Annotated in this window: 33 protein-coding genes and 2 pseudogenes; 4 read left to right on the top strand and 31 right to left on the bottom strand. The window is 28.9% G+C overall.

The features are described 5' to 3' along the window. Together QIA46_RS06350 and QIA46_RS06345 are read right to left on the bottom strand one after the other, a co-directional pair. The gene (locus QIA46_RS06350) at positions 1-1353 is read right to left on the bottom strand and encodes a PBSX family phage terminase large subunit (RefSeq protein ID WP_418906057.1); all 1353 of its coding nucleotides are present in this window, start codon (positions 1351-1353) and stop codon (positions 1-3) included. Beyond that, on the bottom strand, positions 1350-1916 hold the full coding sequence (locus QIA46_RS06345) for a DUF603 domain-containing protein (protein WP_418906056.1): 567 nt from the start codon (positions 1914-1916) through the stop codon (positions 1350-1352). Before QIA46_RS06345 ends, QIA46_RS06350 begins: the two co-directional genes overlap by 4 nt. Before the next feature lie 212 nt (positions 1917-2128). Between QIA46_RS06345 and QIA46_RS06340 the strand changes: the two genes are divergently transcribed. Beyond that, positions 2129-2473, top strand: coding sequence for a TM2 domain-containing protein (locus tag QIA46_RS06340; RefSeq protein ID WP_418906055.1), 345 nt, complete (start codon positions 2129-2131; stop codon positions 2471-2473). A 13-nt stretch (positions 2474-2486) separates the two neighbouring features. Then, positions 2487-3164, top strand: a complete 678-nt coding sequence (locus QIA46_RS06335) for a hypothetical protein (protein ID WP_418906054.1) — start codon at positions 2487-2489, stop codon at positions 3162-3164. Between the two features lie 96 nt (positions 3165-3260). Here QIA46_RS06335 and QIA46_RS06330 read toward each other — a convergent pair whose 3' ends face one another. Both QIA46_RS06330 and QIA46_RS06325 read right to left on the bottom strand, forming a co-directional pair. Then, positions 3261-3929 carry an ErpL protein gene (locus QIA46_RS06330; RefSeq protein ID WP_418906053.1) on the bottom strand — a complete coding sequence of 223 codons (669 nt, stop codon included), beginning with the start codon at positions 3927-3929 and terminating at the stop codon, positions 3261-3263. 26 nt (positions 3930-3955) lie between these two features. Beyond that, positions 3956-4612, bottom strand: coding sequence for an Erp family outer-surface lipoprotein (locus tag QIA46_RS06325; protein WP_418906052.1), 657 nt, complete (start codon positions 4610-4612; stop codon positions 3956-3958). 430 nt (positions 4613-5042) lie between these two features. Here QIA46_RS06325 and QIA46_RS06320 point away from each other — a divergent pair. Next, positions 5043-5818: pseudogene (locus QIA46_RS06320) on the top strand (tyrosine-type recombinase/integrase). A 5-nt stretch (positions 5819-5823) separates the two neighbouring features. Here QIA46_RS06320 and QIA46_RS06315 read toward each other — a convergent pair. From QIA46_RS06315 to QIA46_RS06285, 7 genes are all read right to left on the bottom strand, one after another. Next, a complete protein-coding gene (locus QIA46_RS06315; RefSeq protein ID WP_418906051.1) occupies positions 5824-6249 on the bottom strand; it encodes a DUF261 domain-containing protein in 426 nt (141 codons plus the stop codon). A 51-nt stretch (positions 6250-6300) separates the two neighbouring features. Continuing rightward, positions 6301-7623: a DUF244 domain-containing protein gene (locus QIA46_RS06310; RefSeq protein WP_418906050.1), complete on the bottom strand. Its 1323-nt coding sequence runs from the start codon at positions 7621-7623 to the stop codon at positions 6301-6303. Between the two features lie 635 nt (positions 7624-8258). Beyond that, a complete protein-coding gene (gene bdr / locus QIA46_RS06305; protein ID WP_418906049.1) occupies positions 8259-8798 on the bottom strand; it encodes a Bdr family repetitive protein in 540 nt (179 codons plus the stop codon). A gap of 3 nt (positions 8799-8801) precedes the next feature. Next, a complete protein-coding gene (locus QIA46_RS06300) occupies positions 8802-9362 on the bottom strand; it encodes a chromosome replication/partitioning protein (RefSeq protein ID WP_418906048.1) in 561 nt (186 codons plus the stop codon). A 43-nt stretch (positions 9363-9405) separates the two neighbouring features. Next, positions 9406-10161, bottom strand: coding sequence for a ParA family protein (locus QIA46_RS06295; RefSeq protein WP_010883920.1), 756 nt, complete (start codon positions 10159-10161; stop codon positions 9406-9408). Then, the gene (locus tag QIA46_RS06290) at positions 10137-10703 is read right to left on the bottom strand and encodes a DUF226 domain-containing protein (protein ID WP_010257938.1); all 567 of its coding nucleotides are present in this window, start codon (positions 10701-10703) and stop codon (positions 10137-10139) included. Before QIA46_RS06290 ends, QIA46_RS06295 begins: the two co-directional genes overlap by 25 nt. 9 nt (positions 10704-10712) lie before the next feature. Continuing rightward, complete coding sequence (locus tag QIA46_RS06285) at positions 10713-11810, bottom strand: plasmid maintenance protein (RefSeq protein ID WP_418906047.1); 1098 nt, start codon at positions 11808-11810, stop codon at positions 10713-10715. Between the two features lie 384 nt (positions 11811-12194). On the opposite strand from QIA46_RS06285, the gene QIA46_RS06280 reads away from it, so the two are divergent. After that, a complete protein-coding gene (locus QIA46_RS06280) occupies positions 12195-13205 on the top strand; it encodes an ERF family protein (RefSeq protein ID WP_418906046.1) in 1011 nt (336 codons plus the stop codon). Positions 13206-13241: 36 nt separating this feature from the next. On the opposite strand, the gene QIA46_RS06275 is transcribed toward QIA46_RS06280, so the two are convergent. From QIA46_RS06275 to QIA46_RS06180, 20 genes and pseudogenes are all read right to left on the bottom strand, one after another. Further along, a complete protein-coding gene (locus QIA46_RS06275; RefSeq protein ID WP_418906073.1) occupies positions 13242-13682 on the bottom strand; it encodes an Mlp family lipoprotein in 441 nt (146 codons plus the stop codon). A gap of 103 nt (positions 13683-13785) precedes the next feature. Continuing rightward, positions 13786-14328, bottom strand: coding sequence for a Bdr family repetitive protein (gene bdr, locus QIA46_RS06270; protein ID WP_418906072.1), 543 nt, complete (start codon positions 14326-14328; stop codon positions 13786-13788). 142 nt (positions 14329-14470) lie between these two features. Next, positions 14471-14683: pseudogene (locus QIA46_RS06265) on the bottom strand (DUF777 family protein); the annotation flags it as partial. A gap of 24 nt (positions 14684-14707) precedes the next feature. Then, the gene (locus tag QIA46_RS06260; RefSeq protein ID WP_418906071.1) at positions 14708-15649 is read right to left on the bottom strand and encodes a DUF693 family protein; all 942 of its coding nucleotides are present in this window, start codon (positions 15647-15649) and stop codon (positions 14708-14710) included. Positions 15650-15652: 3 nt separating this feature from the next. Next, positions 15653-16291: a DUF792 family protein gene (locus QIA46_RS06255; protein ID WP_418906070.1), complete on the bottom strand. Its 639-nt coding sequence runs from the start codon at positions 16289-16291 to the stop codon at positions 15653-15655. Between the two features lie 12 nt (positions 16292-16303). After that, complete coding sequence (locus QIA46_RS06250) at positions 16304-17635, bottom strand: DUF759 family protein (RefSeq protein ID WP_418906069.1); 1332 nt, start codon at positions 17633-17635, stop codon at positions 16304-16306. Positions 17636-17642: 7 nt separating this feature from the next. After that, positions 17643-17879 carry a DUF1322 family protein gene (locus tag QIA46_RS06245; RefSeq protein WP_075552633.1) on the bottom strand — a complete coding sequence of 79 codons (237 nt, stop codon included), beginning with the start codon at positions 17877-17879 and terminating at the stop codon, positions 17643-17645. Next, complete coding sequence (locus tag QIA46_RS06240; RefSeq protein ID WP_231028370.1) at positions 17876-18331, bottom strand: DUF1473 family protein; 456 nt, start codon at positions 18329-18331, stop codon at positions 17876-17878. The genes QIA46_RS06245 and QIA46_RS06240 overlap by 4 nt, the downstream gene beginning before the upstream one ends. A gap of 15 nt (positions 18332-18346) precedes the next feature. Continuing rightward, a complete protein-coding gene (locus tag QIA46_RS06235) occupies positions 18347-18775 on the bottom strand; it encodes a DUF1463 domain-containing protein (RefSeq protein WP_418906068.1) in 429 nt (142 codons plus the stop codon). Positions 18776-18787: 12 nt separating this feature from the next. Continuing rightward, positions 18788-19900: a DUF787 family protein gene (locus QIA46_RS06230; RefSeq protein ID WP_418906067.1), complete on the bottom strand. Its 1113-nt coding sequence runs from the start codon at positions 19898-19900 to the stop codon at positions 18788-18790. After that, a complete protein-coding gene (locus tag QIA46_RS06225) occupies positions 19881-20450 on the bottom strand; it encodes a DUF764 family protein (protein ID WP_418906066.1) in 570 nt (189 codons plus the stop codon). Before QIA46_RS06225 ends, QIA46_RS06230 begins: the two co-directional genes overlap by 20 nt. After that, entirely contained in the window at positions 20447-20836 is a 390-nt protein-coding gene (locus QIA46_RS06220; protein ID WP_418906065.1) for a hypothetical protein, read from the bottom strand. The genes QIA46_RS06225 and QIA46_RS06220 overlap by 4 nt, the downstream gene beginning before the upstream one ends. Further along, positions 20824-21207 carry a DUF1506 family protein gene (locus QIA46_RS06215; RefSeq protein WP_418906064.1) on the bottom strand — a complete coding sequence of 128 codons (384 nt, stop codon included), beginning with the start codon at positions 21205-21207 and terminating at the stop codon, positions 20824-20826. Before QIA46_RS06215 ends, QIA46_RS06220 begins: the two co-directional genes overlap by 13 nt. Then, positions 21207-21662, bottom strand: a complete 456-nt coding sequence (locus QIA46_RS06210; protein ID WP_418906063.1) for a DUF3890 domain-containing protein — start codon at positions 21660-21662, stop codon at positions 21207-21209. The genes QIA46_RS06215 and QIA46_RS06210 overlap by 1 nt, the downstream gene beginning before the upstream one ends. Before the next feature lie 19 nt (positions 21663-21681). Then, positions 21682-22641: a hypothetical protein gene (locus QIA46_RS06205; protein WP_418906062.1), complete on the bottom strand. Its 960-nt coding sequence runs from the start codon at positions 22639-22641 to the stop codon at positions 21682-21684. Between the two features lie 21 nt (positions 22642-22662). Then, a complete protein-coding gene (locus QIA46_RS06200; protein WP_418906061.1) occupies positions 22663-23235 on the bottom strand; it encodes a DUF228 domain-containing protein in 573 nt (190 codons plus the stop codon). Positions 23236-23264: 29 nt separating this feature from the next. Further along, positions 23265-24029 carry a DUF228 domain-containing protein gene (locus QIA46_RS06195; protein WP_418906060.1) on the bottom strand — a complete coding sequence of 255 codons (765 nt, stop codon included), beginning with the start codon at positions 24027-24029 and terminating at the stop codon, positions 23265-23267. A gap of 6 nt (positions 24030-24035) precedes the next feature. After that, positions 24036-24593, bottom strand: coding sequence for a DUF228 domain-containing protein (locus QIA46_RS06190; RefSeq protein WP_418906059.1), 558 nt, complete (start codon positions 24591-24593; stop codon positions 24036-24038). A gap of 11 nt (positions 24594-24604) precedes the next feature. Beyond that, a complete protein-coding gene (locus QIA46_RS06185; protein ID WP_418906058.1) occupies positions 24605-25297 on the bottom strand; it encodes a DUF1357 family protein in 693 nt (230 codons plus the stop codon). A 16-nt stretch (positions 25298-25313) separates the two neighbouring features. Beyond that, positions 25314-26537 (bottom strand): phage portal protein, encoded by a 1224-nt coding sequence (locus QIA46_RS06180; RefSeq protein WP_418905928.1) that lies wholly within the window; start codon positions 26535-26537, stop codon positions 25314-25316. Positions 26538-26602: the final 65 nt, after the last annotated feature.

Genomic DNA, 26602 nt, shown 5'->3' with positions numbered 1-26602 from the left:
TTACAAAAATCTTTGATTGCCAAAGTGAACACTTCTCTCTCTATATCCTAAAGACAACATCAAATATGCTGCGGATATTGCATCAAGAGCGTCATCATGGGTTTTATTATCCCCCTTATACGAATAAATATCATTAAATACAGAAGAACTGCTGTATTTCGTAATGTAAAGTTTTTTGTAAGTAAACGGCGTAATTAACGTTGTTATTCTGCTAAATTTATTAGACTTTGGTTTAACTGGGGTAATTCTAAAATAATGACTCATATTTTTCCTAAGTAGCACGTATTCACGGGTCAATGCACCAGCACCTTTTGTATTGTCTCTATCCTCTAAATACAGTGTATGTACATTGAAATTTTCTAAAACGGTCTTAACCATATTCATAATATACGGGTCATTGGCTGGTCGTTGATCTTGAAATACAAAAGCATAATACTTATCATCAACTCGCTCCATAACACATAATGCTGTGTTATCCCCATCAACACTAAATGCTGGGTCTAAATATGCTATTGGGCTAGTAAACACATAATCATCAGTAATATTTATTTGTGTAAAAATTGAATCTGTGCTTGCTATCCATTCTCCTAGCAAAACTCTTGCTTTATATGATGGTATATCTTTATATAGCTTTTCTTGTGTTTCTATAAATCCTTTACTAAGTAGAACATTGTCATAAGTTGTAAAATTATATGTCTTAAAAGTTGCTATATTGTCAATATAATCGGTTTTAAAATAGTGCTCTGGATGATCAGGATTAGTATCAAAAATAATGGTTTTTTGTCCACACCGTAGTCTTTTTAAGACTTCCTCTAAAGTTTTCTTATGCAAAGTTGTAGCCTCATTCACAAAAATGAGTGCCGAATTACTTCCTCTAAATCTTTCAAAATCACTTGCCTTATCTCCACCGTATAGATTAATTCGCAGTGAATCAATCAGAATATATGAATTATTTGTATGTCTTGGAATATAAGGAATTTTAAGAAGTTTGCATAGCTTTTCAAATTGTCCCAAAACATTAACTTCAACTGAACGTTGTGAATTGCCAATAATGAAATTATTCGTATCACTTGAGTATAACTTTTTATTTTTAATTAAACTTTTGAGAAAAAGATAACATGCAAGATACGTCTTGCTGCTAGCTATACCACCGCTAAGTATAATCTTTTTTTCATTATTCTTTTGAATGCTTTTTATTATATTCTTTTGCTTTAAAGTTAATTGTTTTTCTTCAAATTTATCAAAATCAATTGAATAAGTTGTTAGCTTTATAAATTGTGATATGTCAACTCCATATTTATTTTTGTATTCCTTTTGTAGTGTTGTAAAAAGTTTTGTTTGATATAAGTTCACTTGTGCCCTTTACTATTTTTATAGTTGTTTTTGCTTTCAGTCCCATGAAGCGTAGCAAGTTTTTTCATACATTCATAATAAAGCTCCATTTCTCTTATTGAATATTCCTTTACATATTCATTAAGTTCACTTTTCAAAGAATTAATTTCTTCATTATCAACTAACTTATTTTTTTTATTACTTGCTTTATTTAATGCATCAATTTCGTTTCTTAAATTTTCTATTTTAGTACGTATGCTAACAAGCTCAACACCAAAATATTGTTTAAATGAACGTATAAACCCTAATTCTAAATTAGCACGTTCTAAATCTAATTCGCTTATAACTTTCCTAGCGTTAACCTCTGATTTAAAAGTTTGTGATAAAAGGTGTTCAAAAGTATCTTCACTAATTGATAATCTAGAATCATCGTTAACAGAACTTTCTCCACTTTCCCATTTTCGCCTCATCCTCCATACATTTACCCTAGAAACTCCCAATTTAACCGCTATTTCTCTATCATCTAACAATCCTTCTCTAAAATATGCAACATAATCATCAAAAGACCTTTTAACTTTTTTCAAAAAAATCCTCTAAAATAACAAAATTAACAATTTGTTACTCTAAATAGTAATTCAATTTGTTAATTGTTAACACAAACTGTTAACTTCTTAATATCTCTAGCCAATGATATATATTTACAATATTCATTAAATTTAAATATATAAAAATATAACTTACTTATATTAAATACTTTTAATTGAGGATGTTTTATTTTTAAAAGGAGCTTAAAACCATGTCAAAAACTATTGACGAAATATATTGCCATTCTTGTGGCAAACCAATTAAAAAAGAAGCTGAAATTTGTATTGCTTGTGGAGTTAAAAATAAACAAGTTAAAAAATCTTATAACAGATTAGTAGCAGCATTATTCTGCTTATTTTTTGGTTATTTAGGAGTGCATAGATTTTATGTGGGGAAAACAGGAACTGGTTCTACATTTTTATGTATCACTCTTTTTTCTGTTTTGCTTACTATCTTTACCATAGGTCTTGGATCAATAATTACAGCACCCATACTAGCAACATTGGGAATTATAATTTTTATTGATTTTATAAGAATATTAATAAATAAATTTTAAAAAAGGATTTAAAATGAATAAAAAAACAATATTTGTAATATTTTTTATAAGCATTTTATGCTGCAAATCAAATAATAATAACAATAATAAAAATGAAGAAATATTGGGAGATAGTAAATTTTTCACCAATGAAAAAGAAAATAATGAAAAATACTCTTGGATTGCAACAAAATCAGAAGAAAGACCTGAAAATTGGCTAAATGAAAATCATGCACTCATGCGTTTAATTAATAGTAACCGGGGAATTTTTTATTATTTTGATTTTAATAACATTGCTACTAAACATGATATTGGTTTCTATGATATATATGATATAAGATCAAATAAAATTAAAATTAAATATAGCTTCGATAATGAAAAAGAATCTGAACTAACAATTGAAATATCTGAATGCAGAGTTACCCCTGAAGAAATTAAACAAGGCAACATAGTATGCTATTCGGCAGCTAATTTATATAATCATAGTTATATTTTTACTAGTCTTAGGATTCCTCCGTCTAAATCAGAAGATTTTTCAAAAAAAGTACTAACTTCTAAAACCCTTAAAATAGCTTTTGAAATTTTTAAAGAACCAATAACATTTAATCTCGAAAATCATAAAAAATTATATAAAAAATATCAAAAACATTTCATAAAAGAAGACAATAACAGCAAAACAAAAAATACTAGCATAAAAATCGATAAAAATTAACGGAACATATAAAATACTTTAACAATCAGCAATGCAAATAATAGAACAAGACGGGGGTCTTGTTCTATTATATTTATATTTTTAAAACCATTTTTTCTATTCTTCTTTATTATTTAACTTTTTAAGTTCTTCTTCAATACTTTTAAGTGCATCATCTATAACTTTATTTGTCATATCACCAGTATTAGTACCATTATTCCCAGAATAATTTACACTTAAGCCAAATTCTTTAGCCTTTAACCAAGCCTGTTGTCCGGGCTGTCTCTGGCTTCCAGCTCTAGCACCTTGAGTTACTCCAGTTGCGGATCCAGCTTGATTTTTAAGATTTTCAAACTCTTGCTTAGCCTCTTCTAATTTTTTCTTTCTTTCGTCTTTTTTCTTTTTCAAGCTATCTTCAAGTTCCTTTAACTTTTTCTCAAGCTCTTTCTTATCTTTTAATTTTTCTTTTATTTGTTTTATTTTTTCTTCATACTCAGAATATGTTTTAAGAGTAGTTTTTTTAGCCTCCAATTTATCTATTTTTTCCTTTAATTCTTGAATTTGTTTTTCAATTTCTCCTGTATCTAATGTATTTAAATCTTTTGTCTCTAAAATTTCTAAAAATCCTTCAACTTGTTTTTCTAACTCTTGTTCTGTTTTTTTCGCATTTTGTTCTGAACTTTCTAAATCTTTCGCTGCCTCTTCTAAATCTTTACTAGTTGCATCATTCTTGCAAGAAACTATCAGCGCAAAAATAGCACAAATAATAAACATTTTTTTATTCATATAAGCTTCCTCCTATATTCCAACTTCTATTTTAAATTCTTTTTAAGCTCTTCTAGAGGTATTGCATATTCAGCAATTCTATCTTTATCATCTTCTTCATTTTTAGCAATTTTATCTCCCGAAAATGTAATATATTCGGGTTCACCAATTTTTTCTATCTTTGTTTTTACATCCTTATTTTTGATACCATTCGTAGTACTTTGTTCATTATTATATCCATAATATAAACTAGCTTTAAATGTTCCCCCTTCAGTCATTGCTTTTACAAAGTTATCAACTTCTGACTCTTCTAATGAAAAGAATGTAGACGTATGTCCTCCTCCTTGAGCATCATTGTTCAACCCCGTTGCAATACCATATTCTTCTCTTTCTACAACTAAAATTCCCAAGTCTTCCCAGTTATTATTACTATCTTTATTTTTAATTTTTACAGTAAATTTAGAAAATTTTATTTTGCCATTGCTTTGCCCATCAGCTTGCATTAATTCTTCATCCTTTAGTTGAATTTCTGCTCCAGGTTTTTCAAAACCTCCAACTAACTCTTCTTTTTTTGTATCTAAAAATCCCTCAACTTTTTCTTCCAAATCTTGTTCTAAGCTTTTTTCATCTTTATCGCTTGCATAATTCTTGCAAGAACTTATTAAAACAAAAACTGCACAAATAATAAACATTATCTTATTCATAAGTTACTCCATAAGTCTAAATCATAACGCAACACTAAATAATTGCAATTTTTCAAAGATTTAAATATATAATTTTGTTACATAAAGCTGTTACATATTAACAAAACGCAAATGTAATTTTAACCAACTCGCCAAAATCTCTCCATTGCAAATACACTACTCATTACAAAAGACTACAAAAAGCATACAACTTAAATTTCAAGGTCTTTGCTATATATCACTTAAAGTATCTAGTCTTTCTTAAGTCCACCCCTTAAAAATTGCCTCTTCTGTTTATTAAAACCACTCCACAACCCAAATTTCTCTTGCAATGAGAACTCTCAAAATTTGACTAAAATTTTTCGTTTTTGGTAAAATATAAATTACATTTTTATTAAATTTTTATTACTTTTACTTAATTTAAAAGTAACACTTCCAAGGAGAGGATTTTATGGATTTTAATAATTATTTTAATTTAAATAATTTCAATATAGATTTTATACTCAAATTCTTCCAAGACTATCAAAATGTATTAAATGAAAACAAAATTCTTAAAAATTCACTAAAAATTTCTTCTAAACCTAAAAAAATTACTTCAAAACCAACTCCTAAGTTTTATTTGAATCAAAAAACTATCAAAATAATTGAAAAATGCGTCAAAACATTAAAACAAATTGACCCAATTTCTGGTTGGTTTTTACATCTACTCGCAATAAGTGGCTGCAGAGGTGCCGAACTGCAAAAAGTAAAAATGCAAGATATTACTCCCTTTTTAAGCAAAACTGGAGAAACTTTTTACAATATAAAAGTAAATGTTGCTAAAAAAGAAATGTCACTTGCATTAGAGAAATTGTCATAAAATCTGTAGAGTTTGATGCTATTCAAAAAGCTCACGAAAATTACTTTAATGAAAAAAATCTTGATCCTCGGCGTACTTATCTTTTCCAAAAAACTAAACATAAATTTAAAGATAATCAAATTAGCATTATCCATATTTCTAATAAATTCAAAAATCTTCTCAAAAAATCAGGATTTCGTGCTAATAAATCACTTCATTTATTTAGAAATTTATTTATTTCATATTTAAAATCTAATGGTTATAATTCTTTCCAAATTAAAGAACTTATGAAATATCATTCAACTTCCGAAATTGATAATATATATGGACTCTCTGCTGCTAATAAAATTCACGCTTATAAATGTATGAAAAATAACCTTAAACTTTAATAAAACTATTTTAGTTTAAATATACGCTTTGAAGTTACTTTAAATATTTTTCCACGAGGCTTTAAGTCAAGTGAATCATACAATATTTCTTTATTCTTTGTTGCTATAAAGTGATACCCAGTAACCTTATCGATTTTAACTTCACTTATTTCAAATTCATTTGCTGCACCCAAATAATTTGAAGTTTCATATCTTACACTACTTCTAATCCCATAGTAATTAAGTATCATACATGGATTCATAATAAAACAATTACTCTTAATATATCCAAGTCCTATAAATCTATAATACGCTGTATTTATTTCATATGCATTAAATTCACGTTTCTTAAATAGACTTGTATAATAATGCAGACACAAAAAGTAACAGCCCCATCTTCGTATCTCTGGTCTTAAAGTTCTATTGTCTTGTTTTATTTTATTAATAATCATTGATTTCCTCTCCTATATTAAATTATTTCTTTAATTTTTTAGTGCACCCATTCACATGGGGACACTGACATTATTTGCAAATGCTATATTGCTTGGGAAAAGCAATGTTTCACTTGTTGGTAATAACCCACTTAATCTATCTGATATTGCCCTTTTCTTAGAGTCAAAAGTGAACACAAATTCTCTAAATCTATAATTTACGTGTTCAATTAGTGGACATATATTCGTAATATTGTAGGTTTTCATTTTGATTATATCTTTAAGATACTTTTCTCTTTTTTTGTGTTCGTTTTGCATTTTACTTAATTCTTTTTTTGCACTATCAACTTCCATTAAATCACACGCAACATTTTCAGCAACTTGCCTATCCGTAATTTCAAGCTCTACACAATCAACATATTCTACAAATTCTCTTGCCCAATCAAACTCAACTCCATTCCTATAAAATTCACTTCTTTCTACTAAATCTTCAACTAGTTTTATCACTTCATTATTATCATTATTTAATATTTGTAAGTTGATATTATTATTTTTAAATATTTGAGTTCTTATGTTAAAAACTTCCGTCTCGCATTTGTGAACATGTTCAAGCACTTTTGCTATTAAGCCATCATTTCTTTTAATCTTGCAATTAACTGGTGCTGCATCTATTAAAAAGAATAAATTACAATATTCAAGTCCAGTACATGCTAACTGCATTTGTGCTTGCACATAGTATTTGAAAAAATATTTACTGCTTAAAAAATTGCCATTTTTATTATACTCAGCAATTGCACTGCTCATATAATTAGAATCACTACTTTTAATCTCTAAAAGCTCTACTGTGCCATTACTATTTATAAACCAACCATCAATTGTTGATCCAACAAACATTTCTGATTTACCAGTTTTCTTAAAATAATTATACTTATCAACACCGTTGGCATATTTGTTCTTATACAAAATATCAATATTATCACCATGTGCTTTAACAAATTCTCTAAATCCTAAATTCTCTAATTCTTTGCCCTTGAGCATATACAAATTCTCTTCAAAAGGCAGGCTCATTCCAAAATATTTAAGCACTCTGTTAATAATCAAGTCTTTAAGTCCTGCACCTCCAATCAAAACATTACCTACTTCACTAGCTCCGTACCTATCAAGTCCATTTCTTTGTGTGCTAAAATCAATATTTCGATTAAATCTAAAACATTCTTGACTACTTATTCCTGGTAATTTCTTACCTATCTTGCTTAATTTACTTTTTTCTTTAATGGGAGAAGATTTTTCCTCAATTATTTCACATCCAGTAAAACTTTGTTGTTCAACACTTATCATTTTGAGCTCTCCTTTATTTATATTTTGTATTTCTTGATTATTATTTAATGTCGCCATTGTGGCCTCCTTAATTGTTATTTATAAAAATAAATATATAGCAAAAACTATTTTTGCCAACTTTTTTACAAAAAAAATAGTTGGGCTTATTTAAATTCTCTTGTCTAAGAACTTAGCTAAACCCAACTTAATTGGATTGTTTTGATAGCAATATACTTTTTTAGCTATTCCACATACATATATATAACAAAAATAGTTTTTGTCGAGCTTTTTATAAAAAAATTATAAAAAAAGAGCTTAACTATATCCTTAAATAAAAGAACATGGTTAAGCCCAAGCTAAATCGGATTTATAATAACATAAATGGTTTAAGTTTCCTCCTGTAATTTTTATTATAATATTATAAATATTAAAAACTATTTTTGCCAATTTTTTATAGAAATTATTATAATTAATAAAAGCTTTATTATATTTTCTTGTTAAAGAACTTAATAAAGTTAGAATTTAACCAAATTTGCTTATTAAAATAATTTTAATAGGCTTTTTAATAATTGAATATATTTTAATTTAGAATTAAAACTAATTTGTATTTGTTAAAATAAAAAAACCTATTTAAATTCTCTTGTTAAAAATTCAAATACGTTCTACTTTAAAGCTATATACTAACTTATTACTTTATAAAATTTTAATCATTCTTAATTTAAAAAATACTTATTAAATATAGAATAGATAATTGGAGCAAGCGTTATTCCCATTATTAGAATTACTTGTATTGTTCTATTACTTGTATTAAGTTCGTTTTTTAAACTAGAGATATCCTTTTGTAACGTTTTTTCTACACTATCTATTTTAGTATTTAAGCTAGATATATCTTTTTGCAAAGTTTTTTCTACATTATCTATCTTAGTATCTAAACTATCTATTTTGGCATTTAAGCTCTTTTCTACATTATCTATCTTAGTATCTAAACTATCTATTTTGGCATTTAGGCTCTTTTCTACAAAATCTATTTTTAGATTTAAATTCTTCTCTACAGTATCTATCTTGGCGTCTAAATTAGATATATCTTTTCTCAAATTCTTTTCTATATCAATTATTTTTTCTTTTAAAAATTCCAAATTGTAATTATCATTATTTAGAAAAACAAAATCTATTGCTTCCTTACTAAACCCTATATTTAAAAATTCATTTTTTATACTTTCTATGTTATATGTTCTGTATGCTAAATTGTTCATAGACTATCCTTTTAATTGTTTATATTCTTTCATAATTCTTTTAATTATATTTTTTTCATCACTAAATAATTTGTCCAACAAAAATCCTGTAAATTTAGCATTGCTTTTGTAAAAATCATAACTTTCTTGCTTTTTAAGTTGAAATCTTAATGGTTTTATTGGATTTTGCTTTGATTTTTTTACTATTGGGGTTTCTTGACTTTCTATTTTATCAAGAGAATTGTAAATACCATTTTCAATTATATAATCTTCATTAAGAATTCCTGCTTGCAATGCTTTTGCTAATTTTAAATATATATAAACTTGCGTTCTTGCCAATTGATAGTCTTTTATAAAAGCATCAAAACTTTTGTATCCATCGAGTTTATAGTATTCATTATCTTTGATTTCTTTTAAAATTCTAATACTTTCGACCTTATAAAAAATTTTCTTTTTTATATTAGTCTTTAATCTATTTTTTAAATCATTGTAATGAGCAAATATCTCTTCTTTGGTAATTAATTTTTTTTCACCGTCAGGGTCTGTTGCCCTTGATATAACTCTCTCATTCAATTCTATTTCCATAATAAACCTCTTTTATTCGAAATCCATACGGATCCGTATGGATTTATTTAACATATTCATCATATACAATTAAAAATCTTGATAATACCCCTTTATATTCATTAATATAATCTTTGGTCATATCAAATTCTTCATTTTTAGCAATTTTTTTATTTAAATCTTCTCGTTCATGGATAAATCCCAAAAATCCTGTCTTAGATTCAACGTGCTGTAATAATTGCTTATGAGTATTGTTTTTCTTGAAACGTGTTATAACCAAAAATATTGGAATTTTTATTTTTAAATTGTTCATATGAAATTCCAATAATTCTAAACTTTCAACCGCCCATTTTTCCGCAGTCATTGGAACTATTATGCAATTACTAGTCATTAAAGCATTTGACAGAGTGTAATCTAAACTAGGATTAGTATCTATTATTACATAATGATACCTCCGCTTTAAAAATTCTAAATTATTTTGCAACCTTAACTCTTTTAATGGTATGGATTCACTTAAAAATTTATTTAAAGTTAAATAACTAGGGATTAAGTCCAAATTTTCTTTAATCTTTACGATTGAATCATTAATATCTATTTTTTCTTTTAACACTCTATATACATTAATTTTCACAATATCAATATTTTGATTTAAAATTTCTTTATAAAAATAACTTGTAGTGGATGCTTGTGTATCCATATCAATTAAAAGAACTTTATGCTCTTTTGCAAGCAATGTTGCCATTATAATAGCACTTGTGCTTTTGCCAACACCGCCCTTAATTGACGCTATTGTTATTATTTTAGGTTTTTTATTATCCATTTTATTAACGGTCCTTGTTCTGGGTATTTTTTCCCATAAAATTTATATACTTGTTGTTCTAAATCCGTAAACATACTGAATAAAACTTTGTTGTAGTGATTATTTGTTCTTTTCTTATCTAATAAACGATATAGTCCCTTGAAATAGCAGAAAACACTTCCTGCTTTAAATCTAAATTCCATATAATATGCCCTTGCTAATGCATATGCTTTTCTAGTTCCGTTTATTTGATACTTTATTAAAGGTTTTTTAATTGGTTTTCTGTAGCCATAAAAAATACCAATGAACTTATCTCCTTCTTTAATTGGATACAAGTGAGTTTCTTCAACAATTCTTTCTCCATTAAATAAGGCCCTCAATGATAATCTAAACTCGTGTTTTTTCTCATATACTCCAAATTTGTAAATGTCCATCATTATTTTTGTATGGTACATTGCTTTGCCATTTTCTTTTTCAATCAAAATAAAACGTTCTTTATTTTGGCATTCAACTTTACATTTGCCTTTCTTTACAGTTTCAATAGGTTCTGGTGCATTTTCCATGTTAAATCCTCATACGGCCTTTAAGTTAAATTCTTCTTTCGTTATAGAATTTTTTTGTTTTTTTATTATTTCCAATAATTCAGTATGATATGTACCAAATACTTTATTGTATTCTATTTTCTTTTGTTTATTCAAATATTTTTTGATAGTGGGCTTTAGAATTTCAATATTTGTTTCTTTTCTTAGTTGTTCAATAAGGATATTGAAAATATTTGCCTTTAAATTCTGATAATTTTGTTGAGAATTTCGTTTTTCCCTTTCAATCGACTTTTCTAATTTCCGTTTTATGTTGTTTAAATCGTTATATTTATGACTTTCAATAATAAAATGGGGTTTATATTTGTAACTTTCGTATACTTTTTGTAAATTTGTCTTTAATTGTTTGGGATTATATCCATTTTGTTCGAATTCTTTCTGAGTGTTATTTAGAATTCTCTTTAATTTCTCTTGCTTTTCTTTAAAGCAAGATTTATTTAAATTTGTGTTTTTTAGCAATTTGGTTTCTGCTCTTTTTATGTTTTTTATTATTTTAATCATAGTATCTTTATCAACATTTAATGTTAATAAAAATGGAAGAATTTCTTTACATAACAAGTTACTTTTATTGAAGTACTTTATTACTTGATATTTCTCTATTTCGTTAATCTTTCTTTCTTCTTTTGTATTACTTTTATTACTTAAACACTCCACTGAATTTACACTACCATTTTTAGAAATATCGTCTTTAAAACGGTTATTAACTCTAGATTTAAATCTAGAGTTTTTTCGCTCTCGAAAGTACATGTTGATTTTCTGGTAACATTCTTTTTTAGGATACTTTAGCTTATAGTAAATTTCAGTTCCACAATTTACACCCATATGTTGGTAGTAGTTAGTTGTAACTTTTAGTACTTTTTCTAATTTGTAAAGATAATTTTGCATAGTTCTTAAAGTAGTGGGAGCCAAACCATTTCTTTTTAGATTTTTATTATAGTAATAGAGTATGTTTTGTTGTGTGTATTTTTTATCTTTTTTGTTTAGAAAATCTAGTGTTGAAGTAAGAGATATTAATTTGTGTTGGTGTTTGTTGTGGCAGATTGGTCTTTTATTGTTGTTTAATAGTGCCATTACGACGGCCTCCTTAATTGTTATTTATAATTATTATTATAATGCAAAATTTTGATTTAAAAGTAAACACTTTTCTAAAAAAATATTAAATTTAATTATTAATTTTGTTAAATTAATACATTATTTGTAATTTAGTAAAAATATAAATTGATTTTAATTTTAAATTGGGCTACACTACAATCAGCGTAGTTGTATAAATAATGTCACGTACACCTACCTTAATTGTAATTTCCAAAGATCATGGTGGGAACTTGGCGAAGTTCTTTGTAAAAAGAGTTTGGTTAAGTCCCACTTCTTTTTTTGTAAAAATTTTTGTAAGAAAAGTTAGCAAAAATAGTTTTTGCTATATATTTATTTTTATAAATAACAATTAAGGAGGCCACAATGGCGACATTAAATAATAATCAAGAAATACAAAATAATATTCAAGCAGAAATAAAATTCAGAAAAGATATGAGCACCCTAATCAGAAACTTGCCGCGTATTGACAAAAGTCTTAAAGGGTATGGGTACAAGTATCAAGATTTCAATGACATAGTAGAAGTAATTTATAGCGTTATTGATAATCATAATTTGGATCTTTTTTTTACGCAAGATCCAATTTCTGTAGAGGGTCAATATGGTATAGTTGATTATATTAGGACTACATTCTACAGTACAAGCACTGTGTACAAATACTCATTTGATACGCGAATTCATACAGATAAATTACAATGGAACAGTGAAAATGGGTCTAAAAATATTAATACAATGCCACAATTTGTTGGATCAGCTATTACTTATTTCAAAAGATACGCTTTAGTGGGGCATCTTTGCATAAAAAGTGAAGTTGATACTGATGCAGCACCCATTTACAATAATTATGAAAACAGAAATTCTATGCCTAGCAAACAAGTTAGTGTTAATCAAAAACAAGAACAAAAAAGGGAACAAAAACAAGAAATTAATCAAGTTCAAAAAAATAACACTATTCAAAACCAGAAAAGAGACATTAAGCAAGAACAAAAAAAAGATAGGCTTTATTATTACGGTGTTTTTAAAGAAGCGTTGTCTAATATAAAAGATTGGGTAAATAGCCCTACAATAAAAGATAATATAAACTCAATTATTCAAAAAATAGGGTTTATCCAGAATATAGACCCCAATAATTTTGATGATATCAAGAAAATTGAATCTGACTTAATCTCGTATTTTGAGAAAAATAGTGATTTTAAGAGTGTAAACTATTGGGCGGAAATTATAAAAAACCATTTCAAGAAAAATAATAGATTAAAAGATTTACAAGATTTTGAAAAGTTTGTGTCGTTTAAGAGGACTGATTATGGCCCTAGTCCATTAATATTCTTTAGTGTCTTAAAAGAATATGAACGGTTTGATGAGATATTTGCAGCATAGCAAGATTAAAGCCCCCTATTTGGAGGCTATTAGTTATTAGGAACCACCATTGCCGCAGGTAGTAGCCGCTTGTCCAGCAAAACTATCTATACCGCCGCCAAGAGCCCCCTGAACCACTTGTTTAAAAGTGTTTTTACCATCATCATTTCCATTACATTTATCAAGTTCTTTTTTTATATGGTCAAGTGCTGTTTTGATTTTATCTTCATCATATTCTAAAAATTTTTCAAATTCTCCATCAGCAGTTAGAGCGGTTTTCAACCAGTCAAGGTGTGTTTTTTGGTCTGCATTTAGCTTTTCTCTAAGTAGTTCTTCTTTAGATTTAGGTTTTTCTTGTGTTACTTCTTTTTGGGTTAAATCACGCTTTCCTCGTCTTTTTGTTTGTTGGGCATTGTTTTTTAAAGTGTCATTATCATTAGAATTACAGCCGTTTAGCATTAGTAAAAATAAACAAAATAATATGTTGAAGATTTTCATTGTTACTCCTTTTTTTATTATTAATATTCACTTAACTAAGTATTAATACTAAATATTGGATAAACAATTATTATTTGAATTGATATGTTTTAAGTAAGGTTAGCTACTTAGAAATGAAAGCAAATATTAGCCCTGCTATCATTGTTATAGACATTGCGCCCATAATTCCCAATACCCATTTAAGCATTTCTGAAAGAGACATTAAATTCTTTTCAACATTGTCTATTTTGGCATTTAAATTCTTTTCTACAGTATCAATCTTAATGTCTAAATTAGATATATCCTTTTGTAAATTCTTCTCTACATTATCAATTTTAGTGTTAAGTTCGCTTTTAACATTATCTATTTTAGAGTCTAAATTATCTATTTTTATATTTAAATTTTTTTCTACAGTATCTATCTTAGTATTTAAATTGGATATATCTTTTTGCAAATTCTTTTCTACGTAAGAAATTTCAGAAATAAGATTATCAAATTTTATATCAAATTGTTTTTCTAAATTTTCTAAATCTCTATATGTTAGCTCATTGTGATAATATCTTTTAGATAAATCTTGTGCTATTAGTTGTTCCATGCCCAGTCTAAGAAATTCTTTATATATTTGTTCTTGACTAATACTGCTAGTGCTTGTTGACAATGTTTCCATAATATTTTCCCTTAAACTATATTATACGCTATTTTAGATTGATTGGCTTTAGAGATTTTTATATGTAAAGTAGAATTTCTTACAAGAAAAACCTTTTTGTAATTTACATTTTTAATTGGGAATATTGATGATAGACTTTTTCTGCGATATTAGAGATATTTTTTGTGTGAATTTCTAAATCTTCAAATTCGGGTATTGTAACAATAGCCTCTTGAGTTTGTTGTTTAAACTCCTTTACAGTGCCAATTTTAATTATGAAAATGTTTGAATAAATCCAATTTTTAACGTCCTCTTGTGCTAAAGCATGACCATAAAGGCGCTGATTCATTCTATAAATTTTATAGTCTTTAGTCATTTTAATCCCCTTTACTTTCTACATTTAATCAGAACCATCAGAATCATCCTTTAATTTAAGTATTAATGAATACTCTCCTGCGTTGCTAAGTCTTGCGCTGGTTTCTTTTATGGTGGTTTTTATCATTTTTCCTAATCCATCAATAAATGAAACCTTATCGCCAATTTTTAGTTTATGTGTGTAAAATGTTTGTGCGTTCCAATATACACGTCTTATATGGTATTCACCCTCAATAGCAATTTCTTGTTGTGGTATGAATTCAAGTCCATAATCTTCTAAAGCCTTGTAATTTTCATCTGCTTCAATTGTTCTATCATTAGTAAATATAAAATTACATTCAACATCAAAACTGTCACCACCAACATCAGCTATTACGTCATGAATATATATTCCTTTTATTTTGTCAACAAATTCTTTTGGTGTTGTGGCATAAATATCTTTTTCAATGATTTTAAGACGATCTTCTTTTCCCATATTAATAATATTGCGATTAGGAAATACAGATTCTATGGCCTCTTGCACCGTTTTTCCCTTAAAGTTTTTGTTCTCTAATTTTCGATTAAAGAAGTTGCTACTAACCGCTAACCGAACGTCAAGCTCAACACTAAAATCACCACTAGGATAATCAGTGCTCATAGGAGTTCCCAAATAACCCGACATTATGAAATCAAAATTTTTTTCATGAGCAAATTTCTTATAATATATTTTTACTATATCTCCCACCTCAATGTCATTGGTGAAGTCTAAGGGCAAATTCCAAAGTACAATTTTTGTTCGTTTAGATTTTACAAAATTATAATTTGAAAACTCATTAGATATGGTAATATCAATATGAATTCCATGTTGCGTATTTATTATAATTTTAGGAATTTCTTCAATTAAAGAATCTCCAGAGCTTGTATCCTTTTCTAAGGATTGTTTTGCTTTATAAAATTCAATTTTAAAATCATATTGTAGTAGCAACATTAATTATCCTTTATATTTTTCCAATTCAAATGTTTTTACAATTTCTATTGATAGACTAACTTCAACTTCATCAATAAAAGGAACATCCTTAAACGAAAGACTTGTAATTACAGCTAATTCTTTAAGGCCAAAAGTTGGACTGTAGATACTAAAGGGAACTTGAGCTTGTATTCTATTTGCTAGTTGTTCTTTTGCAAGATGAGCGTCAAAACGTAGCATAGTATTGCCAAAAACAGTCATTTTGAGTAGAGAAAGCATATCCTTATATAAGGATGTAAGTATACCACCGTTTAATGATATGTTTTCACCAGTCATTACTGGATTGTAGCTTACATATTCTGCTTTTCTATCATAATAGTTAATAACCGGTCTTTTAGAACAACTAGTATTATAAGTGCGTGTTATGAGTTCGGTTTTTGGTTTTATAAAAAACAATTGAGGAACATATCCAAAACCTTTTAAATCCATTCTTGGGAATAACACTAAAAAATTATCTGCTCCGAAAAGAGCAAATATTTGGGTTATTACATCTCTTATTATTCGAGTAATTTCCCTGAATTCTTTCTTTTCAAAATCTTTGATTTTTTCTTCGAATTTTTTCTTTGCAATATTATTATTGATAATATTTTCATTTTTATCCATAGAATTTCCTTTTTAGTTAAAATTGCCTAAATCATCCCCCCCGGGGCTATTGTTGTTATTTCCCCATGGCCACCAATTAAAAGGATTCGCGTAGTACCCAATATTACTAACTAAATTACTACCGGTATTATATAATGAGCTGCCAATGTTTTTTATTCCGTCAAAAGCACCCTTTATACCGCCTGTTATGGCATCAACGATATCTTTTAAGATTTGTTTAAAATTAAGGTTCATAATCTTTTCAAGAATACCAGAAATTTTGCCAATTACTGGCATCAAAACATTATTAGTTACGTCTTCAAGATTTTGCTCTATTTTAGCTAAATTGCTTTTAGCTCTAGCAACTTCATCAGAATGACCCATTATATTTAAAGATGATATATCTTTTAATAAGTCTGCAATTATCTCTGGCCTTAGCTTTTTTTTCCCTCCCTCTTGAGTTAGAAACTCTAACCTGTTTTTCATGGTTTCTAGATATTTTTTTCCAAATTTGTCTATGGGTTTCAATATATTAAAAGCTTCTGTAAGTTTCCCTTTAAGTATTTTTGAAACAACTTCAACAGCACTTTCGTTATCACCAACAAGCCCTGTGCTTCTAAACATAGCTGCTAGTTTTGTTGCATTTAATACATTCTCTCCCTCTTCATCATTAAGTTTTAATTCTCTGATATGGCCTTTAAGCACACTTGCTGTTCGCAGAAAATCTTGTTGTTCTAATTTCCGCTCAAATCCTTTCATTCCCTTAATAGCACCCAAAATATTTTCACGTTCTTTTTCACTGTAAAACACTTTATTAAGTTGTTTTAGTTGTTCTTCTTTAGATTTATTTTCAACTGCTTTTTTAGCAAATCCATACATAAATCCAATAAGCCCGCCACCAACTTTACTTACAGCGTTGCCAATGACATTTCCCAGAGCACTACCTATTGCAATTTTGGCAACAAGTCCTTTTCCTTGAGAGGCTGCTAGCATTTTACTTTTTGCTTTTGATTCTTTTGCAAGTTCTTTATATTCAAGACGTCTTTTGTCTCTATCAGACATTAAAGATCTTTTGAAAGCTTCTTTTCTTGCTTTCTCAAAACCCATGCCCTGTTTCATAAGCTTTTTAGTTTGTGTAAGTCTATATTTCTCAACACGTTCTCTTAAGCTTTCAAATTTAGATTGTCTGTTAAGTTCTTTTTTCTTGTCCGACAAATTATTCTTTACAATATCTTTAGTACTCCCCAAACTAGATTTTTTGGGTTTAAGATATTTCTCCATTTTGGAAATATCTTGTTCGATAGCCTTTTTTGTTGCAGCATGATCAAGAATACCCTTAAATTTAATAGTGAATTTGTCGCTCATTGAGCCCTCACTTCCCTAGAATTAACTCATACAATTCTTTTTCTAATTTAATATCAGCAAGTCTATTTACCTCTAAAAGCTCGTCATAAGGCAATTTCTTTACATCATCATATGAGCAAATATTCATAATTACTGGAAAATAGTATTTATCGTTCTTAATCTCGTCAAGCAAGTTAAAATACTTTTTTCTAGTCTCATTAAGACTTGCAATAGCTTTATCAATATCTCTATTTCTTTTGCTCATTTAGCAACCAGCTCATTAGAATTTGATGTACTTGATGAAAGCGAAGTGGCTACTTTTTCATAATCAAAGTTTTCATTGATATAGTCAAAAGTAACAAAATCACCAACATTATTTTCATATTCACTTAGAAAAACCAAAGCGGGGGTTTTTAGATCATTGTCTAAATGAAAAGTATTAAATTGTGCAGTGTAAATTATTGCAACAAGATAATCTTTATAATAAGAGATAAATTCTCTATTTTGATCCAAAATCACATAGAATTCGTCTAAAAATTTTGGACTTATCATTAAGCTTGTAATTTCTCTTAAGTATTTAACTTCATTAAGCTTTAAAACAGCGTCACTTTGATTAAATCCCAGTACTCTATCCCATTCATAGACCGGAAGTACTTTTAGTGGATATTCATAAGTTTTATTTTTAGTTAAAATTTTCATTTTATATCTCATTATCATAATAAGACTCTCCTTTTAAGTGTTGTTTGGTTTAGATTTTTGGCAATTAATAGCCCTAATTTCAAAAGTAACTTTTTCAGTCTCAGCAGAATAACTTCTTGAGGGCTCTTCAGTAAAAATTGCATAGTTAGAAATAATTTTGGTAGCAATTCTATCATTGAATGCTAAATCAAGCATTTTATCATCTTTTCTCACATCCATGTTGTAAAACTGTTCATCAGAAAGTTCAGTTAACAAAATGTAATCATGACTACCCAAAGTAACTTCAATGTTGAAAACATAAGTTATCGTTTTAGGATCTCTTAAGCTTATTACAGGCATACCTTTATCTTCACTACTAATCACTGCTCTTGTTGTAGGCTCACTTGTAAGCTCTAGTTTGCCACTATGTAACTGCGTACCACCAATTGAAAAATAAACTTCTCTTAAATCATAAAATTGCATTTTAACCCCCTTTTAGGCACTTAAACTATTTTGATAATCAACTATATCTTGAGTAGTAATTACTAAAGCAACAGCATTAATGCTAAAGTTATAAGTAATATTCACACTAAGTTCTAATTTAAGTTGTGGTGTAGGAGAAATAGTAAGACTTAAATTTTTATACTGTATAATCAGCCCTCTATCTATAAACCTTTTAAGTAAACACTCAATTGCTGAAGTATATGCATTATCTCTAGCGCCACTAAGTTGTAGTGCAGATAGTTTGCTGTTTTGTCTATTGTTTTTATTCCAAATTCTAATAAGCTCAATAATCGCTTCATTTTTTATATAATGATATGTAAACTGTTCATCTATTGCACTTCCAGCTAGATCGACACCCTCTTTAAAGGCGGGCATACCATCAAGTCCAGTTTCATTAAGAAGTGAATAAAAGTTAATTTTTGCAGTTCGCAACTTTCCAATTACAGTGTCATCAACAAGCGGTTTAGCAGCTAGTGACATACCATAAGGATTTACAGAATGGGAAATACTTGCTTGATGCAAATATTGACTTACAAATTTGAGGTGTAAGTTATCTTTATTGTTACTGTAAACAACAATATTTCTTTCTTTTTCAGAATTGCTTTTATCCTTGAAAAGTTCTTTTATTTCTTGTTCTTTAGTTGAGAATACAAAAAAAATTGAAGGTGTTTTAAACTTATCATAATCATCTTTATAAATCTTAAGTCCATCATCGGAATTATCACCCTCAGTATTTATAAGTACAACAAAAGTGTGTCTATGTACTTTAAGATATTTTTTTAACTCTTCGGGTTTATCCTTATAAATAAAAAGAACAGCAGATTTTAATGATTCTTCACTTGAATTGAAAAAATTAGACATTGCGGTTTTAAGTAGTGTCTTTTCTTTTCCAAACTGATCTTGTCCATTCCCATTATCTTTTTCCAAAGTTTCAATTTGTTTTTCATAGTTATTAACGGTTAAATTCAATGTTACAAAGTTAGCAGCATCTTTATTAACTTTGATTTTAGCTGTTTTGTAAACCAAAAGTGGATTATAATAATTGGGCCTACTAGCTTGAATTCTAGAGTCAACTAAACTTACACTAATTGTATCTTGCGGCAATTTCGTATTCCTCCTTTAAAATTTCAATTGCTTTTACACTAGCATTAAATGCTATAGATGCACTGTATGCATGATTGCTATATTTTGTGCCTAAATTAATTAGCCCAACTGTTTGCATATTAGATGTTGGGTAAATGTAGAAATTAATTTTACTAATATATTCGGGTTGTGATTGACTTTCTAAAGTATACTTATGGGCTTTATTATGTAGGAAATTGCTAAGCATACCATAAAGCATTAACATACGTGAATTAGCGGCAAAGTCTTTAGCATTTAACACTATCGCAATAATATATATTTGAAAATTTAAACTGAATTCCAAAGCATTTTCATAAAATGCACCGGCTCTAGAATTATGATCAAATAGATTTTCTGTACCATCAAATTTCAATGCTATTATATTTGAACTAGCAGCTGTGATTTTTGAAAGGTACGGGTGATTGTAAGTATTTATGATATCACACTCAAAATTATTTTCAGTTGCATGCGCCTTAAACCCTTTGAATATTTGAGTTAAATGGTTTAAAACCATATCTAAAGTAAAAATCATTCAAGTGTTACCTTATAAGTAATCTCGGATAACATTTTGGCTGTATCAACAAGTGGAATTGCTGCGGTGTTACTACCCTTTTTAAACTTATTTTTGATTGTATTAGCCTTTAAGGCTGGAGCGACTTGTGCTGATAATAGATAATTTCCATAGTACCTTATAAAAGCTTGTCCAATAGCCTCCATTCCCAATTTGGGGTCAAGATTAAACTTAGAATTTATATAACTATTATTGATATATTCTCTAAATTCAGAACTACTAGCAATTTTGGTTAAATGTTTTCTTGCTGGTAAATTGCTACCCCCTTTTTCATGCATTCTAGCAATCCCTGCACGACCACCAAACCACCCAATTTCCAATTCCAGTTTAAATTCTAGCTTGTCCATATAAACTCCTTTAAAACTAATGTGAAGTATCCGATTGAAGAGTCAATACTAAATATTTCAAAGTAAACTAAATCTGCAATTGATATTCGGTCTTTAAGCTCAAAGTTAAGGTCTTGATATGTGTAAAGTTTAGAATATCCTTGAATATCAGATATATCGGAGTCATAAAGCACTGCAAGTTCTTGTGGTTTTATGTCAATAATAACTCCCGCAAATTCAGTGTACTTATTTTTATCAAAAACTCTCTGATAAGAAGAATCGTTTTCAAGTTTAACAACCGTGCCTTTATAAAACCTTAAAGGTTGAGGATCCTTAAATACGTTGATCATACGAACGGACATATCTGAGAGTCTTTTTCTAACACCATTCATTAGACAACCCCCACACAAGATGGCGTTGAAGTTTCTCTTTTTAGTTTTTCTAAAAATGCATCAAGTTGTGAACAAAAATTCTTGTTTGAGCCACAACCCCCCTCACCACCTTCTTCGCTCCCACCACTACTAGGATAATAATCAAGTTCAAGTTCATTGAATTTCTCTTTTTTGATCCTATCAAATTCAAATTCTCGAACAACGCCCTGTTTTCTTAATTGACAACCCATGTGGTAGAAAGTAAGTAAAAATATTTGCTCATATGTTAGTGAACTAGCATCAATACCGCGTGTTACCAGAATAGCTTGAAGTAAAGATAAATGAAGTAGAAAATCTTGCCGGCTTAGTGCAAATTTGTCTATTCCTAATAGCAATAATACTTCTGAATGAAGTTTTGTTACTAAAAGCTCTTCTTCTCCCTCAGATTGTGCTTGTAAGTTTTCTTGTTCACTCATTTTCACTTACCTTATACTTTTAACTTTGCTTTATGTTAACTTGCAAAATAGTTTTTCTAGTAGCAAGTAATCCGCCTAAAACAAAATCAATGTATGAATGAGCTATATCAGTTGAGTCTTTATCAACTTGTTCATTCGGTGTAGGTAGCATATACTTGCTAGGTTTAAATTTAATAAGTTCTGAATTTAGTGGATAAATGAGTATTTTATGTTTTAGCAAGTTTGAAGTTTCAATGTAAACATCTTCTCTATTATTAATAGCCTTAATAGTTTGAATTAAAACATCTTCCCATTTTTCACAACTACTTGCTGCACCCTGTGCTGCTGCGTATGGCTTTACAAGTTTAAGTGAAGTTGATGGGTCAACTATTACCATCATCGGCGTGGAAAATTCGTCTCCTAGTTCTAACTTTGAAAGTCCAGTCTCAATTTTTTCAAAGATTTTATCCATTTTATCTTTATCACCACTTTGAATTTCTTCTTTTATCTGCTCGGGCATATTAAGTAGTCCATACATATTGGGAAGTAGGCGTTTTTGATTTTTCCCGTCTTTTTGAATCGAAACAGTCCCAGTTAGTACAAAGTGATTAATAAGTTTGATAATTTCACTACTTGCAAGCTTATACGCTTGAGCAAAAGGAAGTAAATTATTATTAATGTCTCCAATGTATGAGTCTGAAGTATAAAATTTCTCAGAAGTCTGCTTTAAATGTCTAAATTTGTATTGTAATTTCAAATAATTAAGTCTTACCACTTCAGAACTAAATCCAATAGTTGAAATAGTATTAACCTCATTGGCAATTGTTGTAGGATTAGAATTTAAAAACGCGTCCCATTTTACGGTTTTTTGATACCCCATTTGTAGATCAACATCTTCAATTTGATCGGGTGAAAACCATTTATACATAATAGGATCTTTAACTTCTCCTATGATATTTGCCACAGCTTTTGCATAATAATTTTCATCAAATAATTCCATATTAAATCCTCCCAAATATTATTAATTTCTACTAATAGCTTTATTTCCAAATACAGCTACTTTTACTAAATAAACCTCATTACTAATTTGCTTTGCATCAGACAATGCTGTTGCATTAATAGCCGTTTTATTTGCCGCTCCAGTAACCTTTTCAAGGGCTCCGTCTTTATTAAAAATAAGTTTATCTTTTACTTTAACCGTAGAATCTTTTGCTACTAAGTAACCCTCAAAATTATTGGTAAGTGGGACAATAGTGGCTGTTTTACTAAACTCATCTATATCAATGCATATTCCATATAAGTCCTCACCTCCACCAGCCTCAACATGAGGTTCGTAGTGACTATGATTATCTTGTGCTTCTTGAATAACTCTTTTTACTCCACGCTTGTATGGATACCCAGAAAATGGATGGTTTTCCAATTTATCAAACTTACTGGTTCTAGTGCCTCCAGAAGCAAAAAATTTCACATTTTTGTCTCTAAATTCATTAGAATTGCTAATAAAACCAGCGTCATGTTGGGGATTTTTCATAAACTTTTCCAGTTTACTTCTTTTCTCTTGATACTCTTTTACTAATTGCGTTGTATCTCCCATTTATTTACCTCCTTTTATTCGATTAAGATTTAACCACCATCAGGTATTACTATTTTCTCAAGGCCTCTATTTCCAAAAATTGCAACTTTTATAAAATTAATAGAATACTCTTGCCTAGGATATCTATTTTGATCTTGATTTTTATCTTCGGGTGCAAAATTGATTGTAAATGAATCAGATAGAGCATATATATTAATTGCGGTTGGTGGCCCACCTCCAGCCTTGATAATAACTCCGTTATTATTTATGTCTAGTATTTCTCCTATTTTTATACTTGGATTTCTTGTAACAAGATACCCTTCAAAATTGTTAGTAATTGGCAATACATACGCGGTACAACTAAACTCACATACATCTACACATATCCCATACATATCAGTATCAGCTCCAACTTCTACATATATAGAGTTCTCTTTTGGAACAAGTTTAACCCCTCGCTTGTATGGAAAACTATTCACTGGATCGTAAAGGTATTCCTCTATTTTGTCTGTATAACTTGAACATGCAAATGAATATGCATCAACTCGCTCATTCTTGGATTTAAAACAACTACTTAAACCGCCAAAAACCTTATTTTCAATTGAACTCATCGATTTTACATATTTCTTGAATTTCAAAAGGACATCATCAAGCTCGTTAATTGCATCCAAATAGGGATCTTCCCCTTGTGCATCCTCAGCTTGTCTTGCTTGCCGTTTAGCTCTAGGAGCAGCGGGTACTTGTGCCCCTAAATCTAACTGAGGGTCCTCAACAGCCTCAAGATTTTCTACTTGCACGTTACCTTTTAAAGCCATATTTTATTACCCTTTTATTGCTCTATTCCCAAATACACTAGCAAGCACTATAAATAATTCATCGGTTAATTTGTGTGCTTTTGAAAGCGCTATCGCATTAACAGTCTTTTGACCCCCTGTAGCCTTTTCTAGTTCTCCATGTTGGTTAAAATTTAATTTATCTCCTGGATTTACACTATTTTGTCCATCCTTCTTAAGTGTTAAATATCCTGTAAAGTTATTCGTAATTGGTATTACAGTTGCCATACCACTAAACTCATCTATATCAGAACACACTCCATATAAATCATCTCCACCACCAGCCTCAACTTCTAGTTCGGTTGTTCCATCTCCAAAACTAAGTTTTACTCCTCGCTTGTACGGATACCCTTTAGCAGGATAATTTTCTATTTTGTCCTTACTACTGGTACACACTCCACCAAAATTAGAAAAAATTAGATTTTGGTCTCTAAAATCAATAAAATTACTAAGTAACCCCGCGTCTTGTTGGGGATTTTTCATTAATGCTTGAATTTCTGCAACTTTTTTATCAAACTCTTGTTTGATTTTTGTTATATCACTCATTAAAAACTCCTTTAAGCAATACTTGTTCTTTTATGTCTTTTTAGATTTTCATAAAATTGAATTCGTCTTTGCTTATATGTATTACTTATAGCTTGTACAAATTCTGTAAAATTAATTGGTACAAAATTAGAATCAAGCAAACTTGCTCTTTCTTCAGATTTGGCAATAATATTCCCCTTAATAGAGTCAACAGAAGAAGAATTACTACTCGCATTTTTTCTTAATTTAATATTCACTTTTGCTAAAGAAACAAGTTGTTCTAGTATTTCACCATCGATATGACTTATATCTGACGCTTTAGCAATAGCTTTAATTTGCTCAATTGGAACAAACTTACGAACAAGCTCTCTACGTTGTGCCTGCATAATATCTTTTAGTGTGTATCCTTTTGCAAGTAACACTTCCTTGTTAAAATGGTTGCTAAGATGCGCTTTTGCAAGTGTATCAATTTCATTAATTCTCTCTACCTCTAGTAACAATTGCTTTTCAATACGCTCTCGTTCTTCAACTTCTGCAAGTTCTTTTGTTATTCGCTCATTTATACTTAAATCTCGGCTTGTCTCTTTAGATTTACTATTTGCTTGTTCTTTAAAGCGCATGTACTCTTCAAATTCCTGCGCACTGATAACTTTAGTATCAGCCTTATTTTGCTGTTCTTCTTTATCTTGTGCTTGCAGGTCTTCTTTTTCCTCTTTCTCTGTCATCTTTTAACTCCTTTTCTCAAAATGAGAATAATTTCTCTTTTAAAATCGCTAGCTCCTCATTATTAAATGAGCTACTCTGTATAAGCTGGTTATATTTACTGTAAAGCTCAATTAGCTTTATATCTCTTTCTACTTTTTCTTCTTCACTTAACATAATCAGTGAATTAAACTTCATATCAAGCCCGAAATACTTTGTAAGCTTTAAATTACAAGAATTCTCAACTTGTTCTTGTACACCTTTTAGAAAATCGTAATAATTGCTCCTATCTCCTTTACCATCATTTCCTAGCCCTTTAGCCTGCTCATTAAAACTTCTAGTTAGGGGTTCTTTAGTATCTGCACCAATTTTTGCCTTAATTAATGCTAAAGCCTCCTTTAAATAGCTAAGGTCGTATTTAATAACCTCTAAACTAGCACTCGGAGTAGCTGTATAAAACATTCCCTCATTATTTAGATTGCTTTTTAACCTAGCAAGTTCCTGCGCCAATGAGTCATTAAGACTACGTAAATTAGAAATATCTTTACTATGATTGTTTGAATTTTGTTTTCTTAAAAAAGAAGATAAAATGCCACTTCCTCTATCATTATTGCCTTGAGTAAGTGCACTTAAAGAAGTTGTTGCACTAGAGAGTGCGTCTTGTAGCTGCACTAAAGATTCATCTTTGTAAAACAAAAAATTGTGGTTTTCAATACGTTTTTCTATTTCAACGTATATCTTTTCAAATAAATAAATATCTAGCAAAAAGCTTTCTGTATAACACGGAACATATCTTTTTAAGATATAATCAAAGTTTTCATATATGATAAGTCGACTTTTATGTATTTTAACTGCGTCTAAAGAATTGTTCTTATTGCTGGATTTTACTCTGTAGGTTATATGATCAAAATCAACTCCCAAATCTCTTACATATTCATAATCAAGGTATTCAAAACCAATAGGTAATTCTATATTAACGGGTTGTTCGAGGTCTATTAGGGTATCTTTGGTTTTTACTAAAACATATCCAATCCCATGGAAACGGTAGCTTATTATACAATTAAGTAGAGCATTTTTAAGCTGTACTTTTAACCTATCAAGCTCAAATTCACTAACATTGCGGCCAGAACTCTCAAGAACAAGTCCGTTCTTGAGACAATCCTCTGCTACATTTTCTATATAATTCCTAAAAAATATTGAGTATTTATATAGTTCTAGTGAACTTATCTTATCTATTAATTTTGTTTTTCTTAAATCACACACCGTTTTACTTCTCTTTATTAAATTAGATGTATGATATCAAAAACTATTATTTTTGTCAATAAAAT

It is taken from the genome of Borreliella carolinensis, from assembly GCF_032595855.2.
Lineage (GTDB): Bacteria > Spirochaetota > Spirochaetia > Borreliales > Borreliaceae > Borreliella > Borreliella carolinensis.
This window is presented reverse-complemented; position numbering and strand designations above follow the sequence as displayed.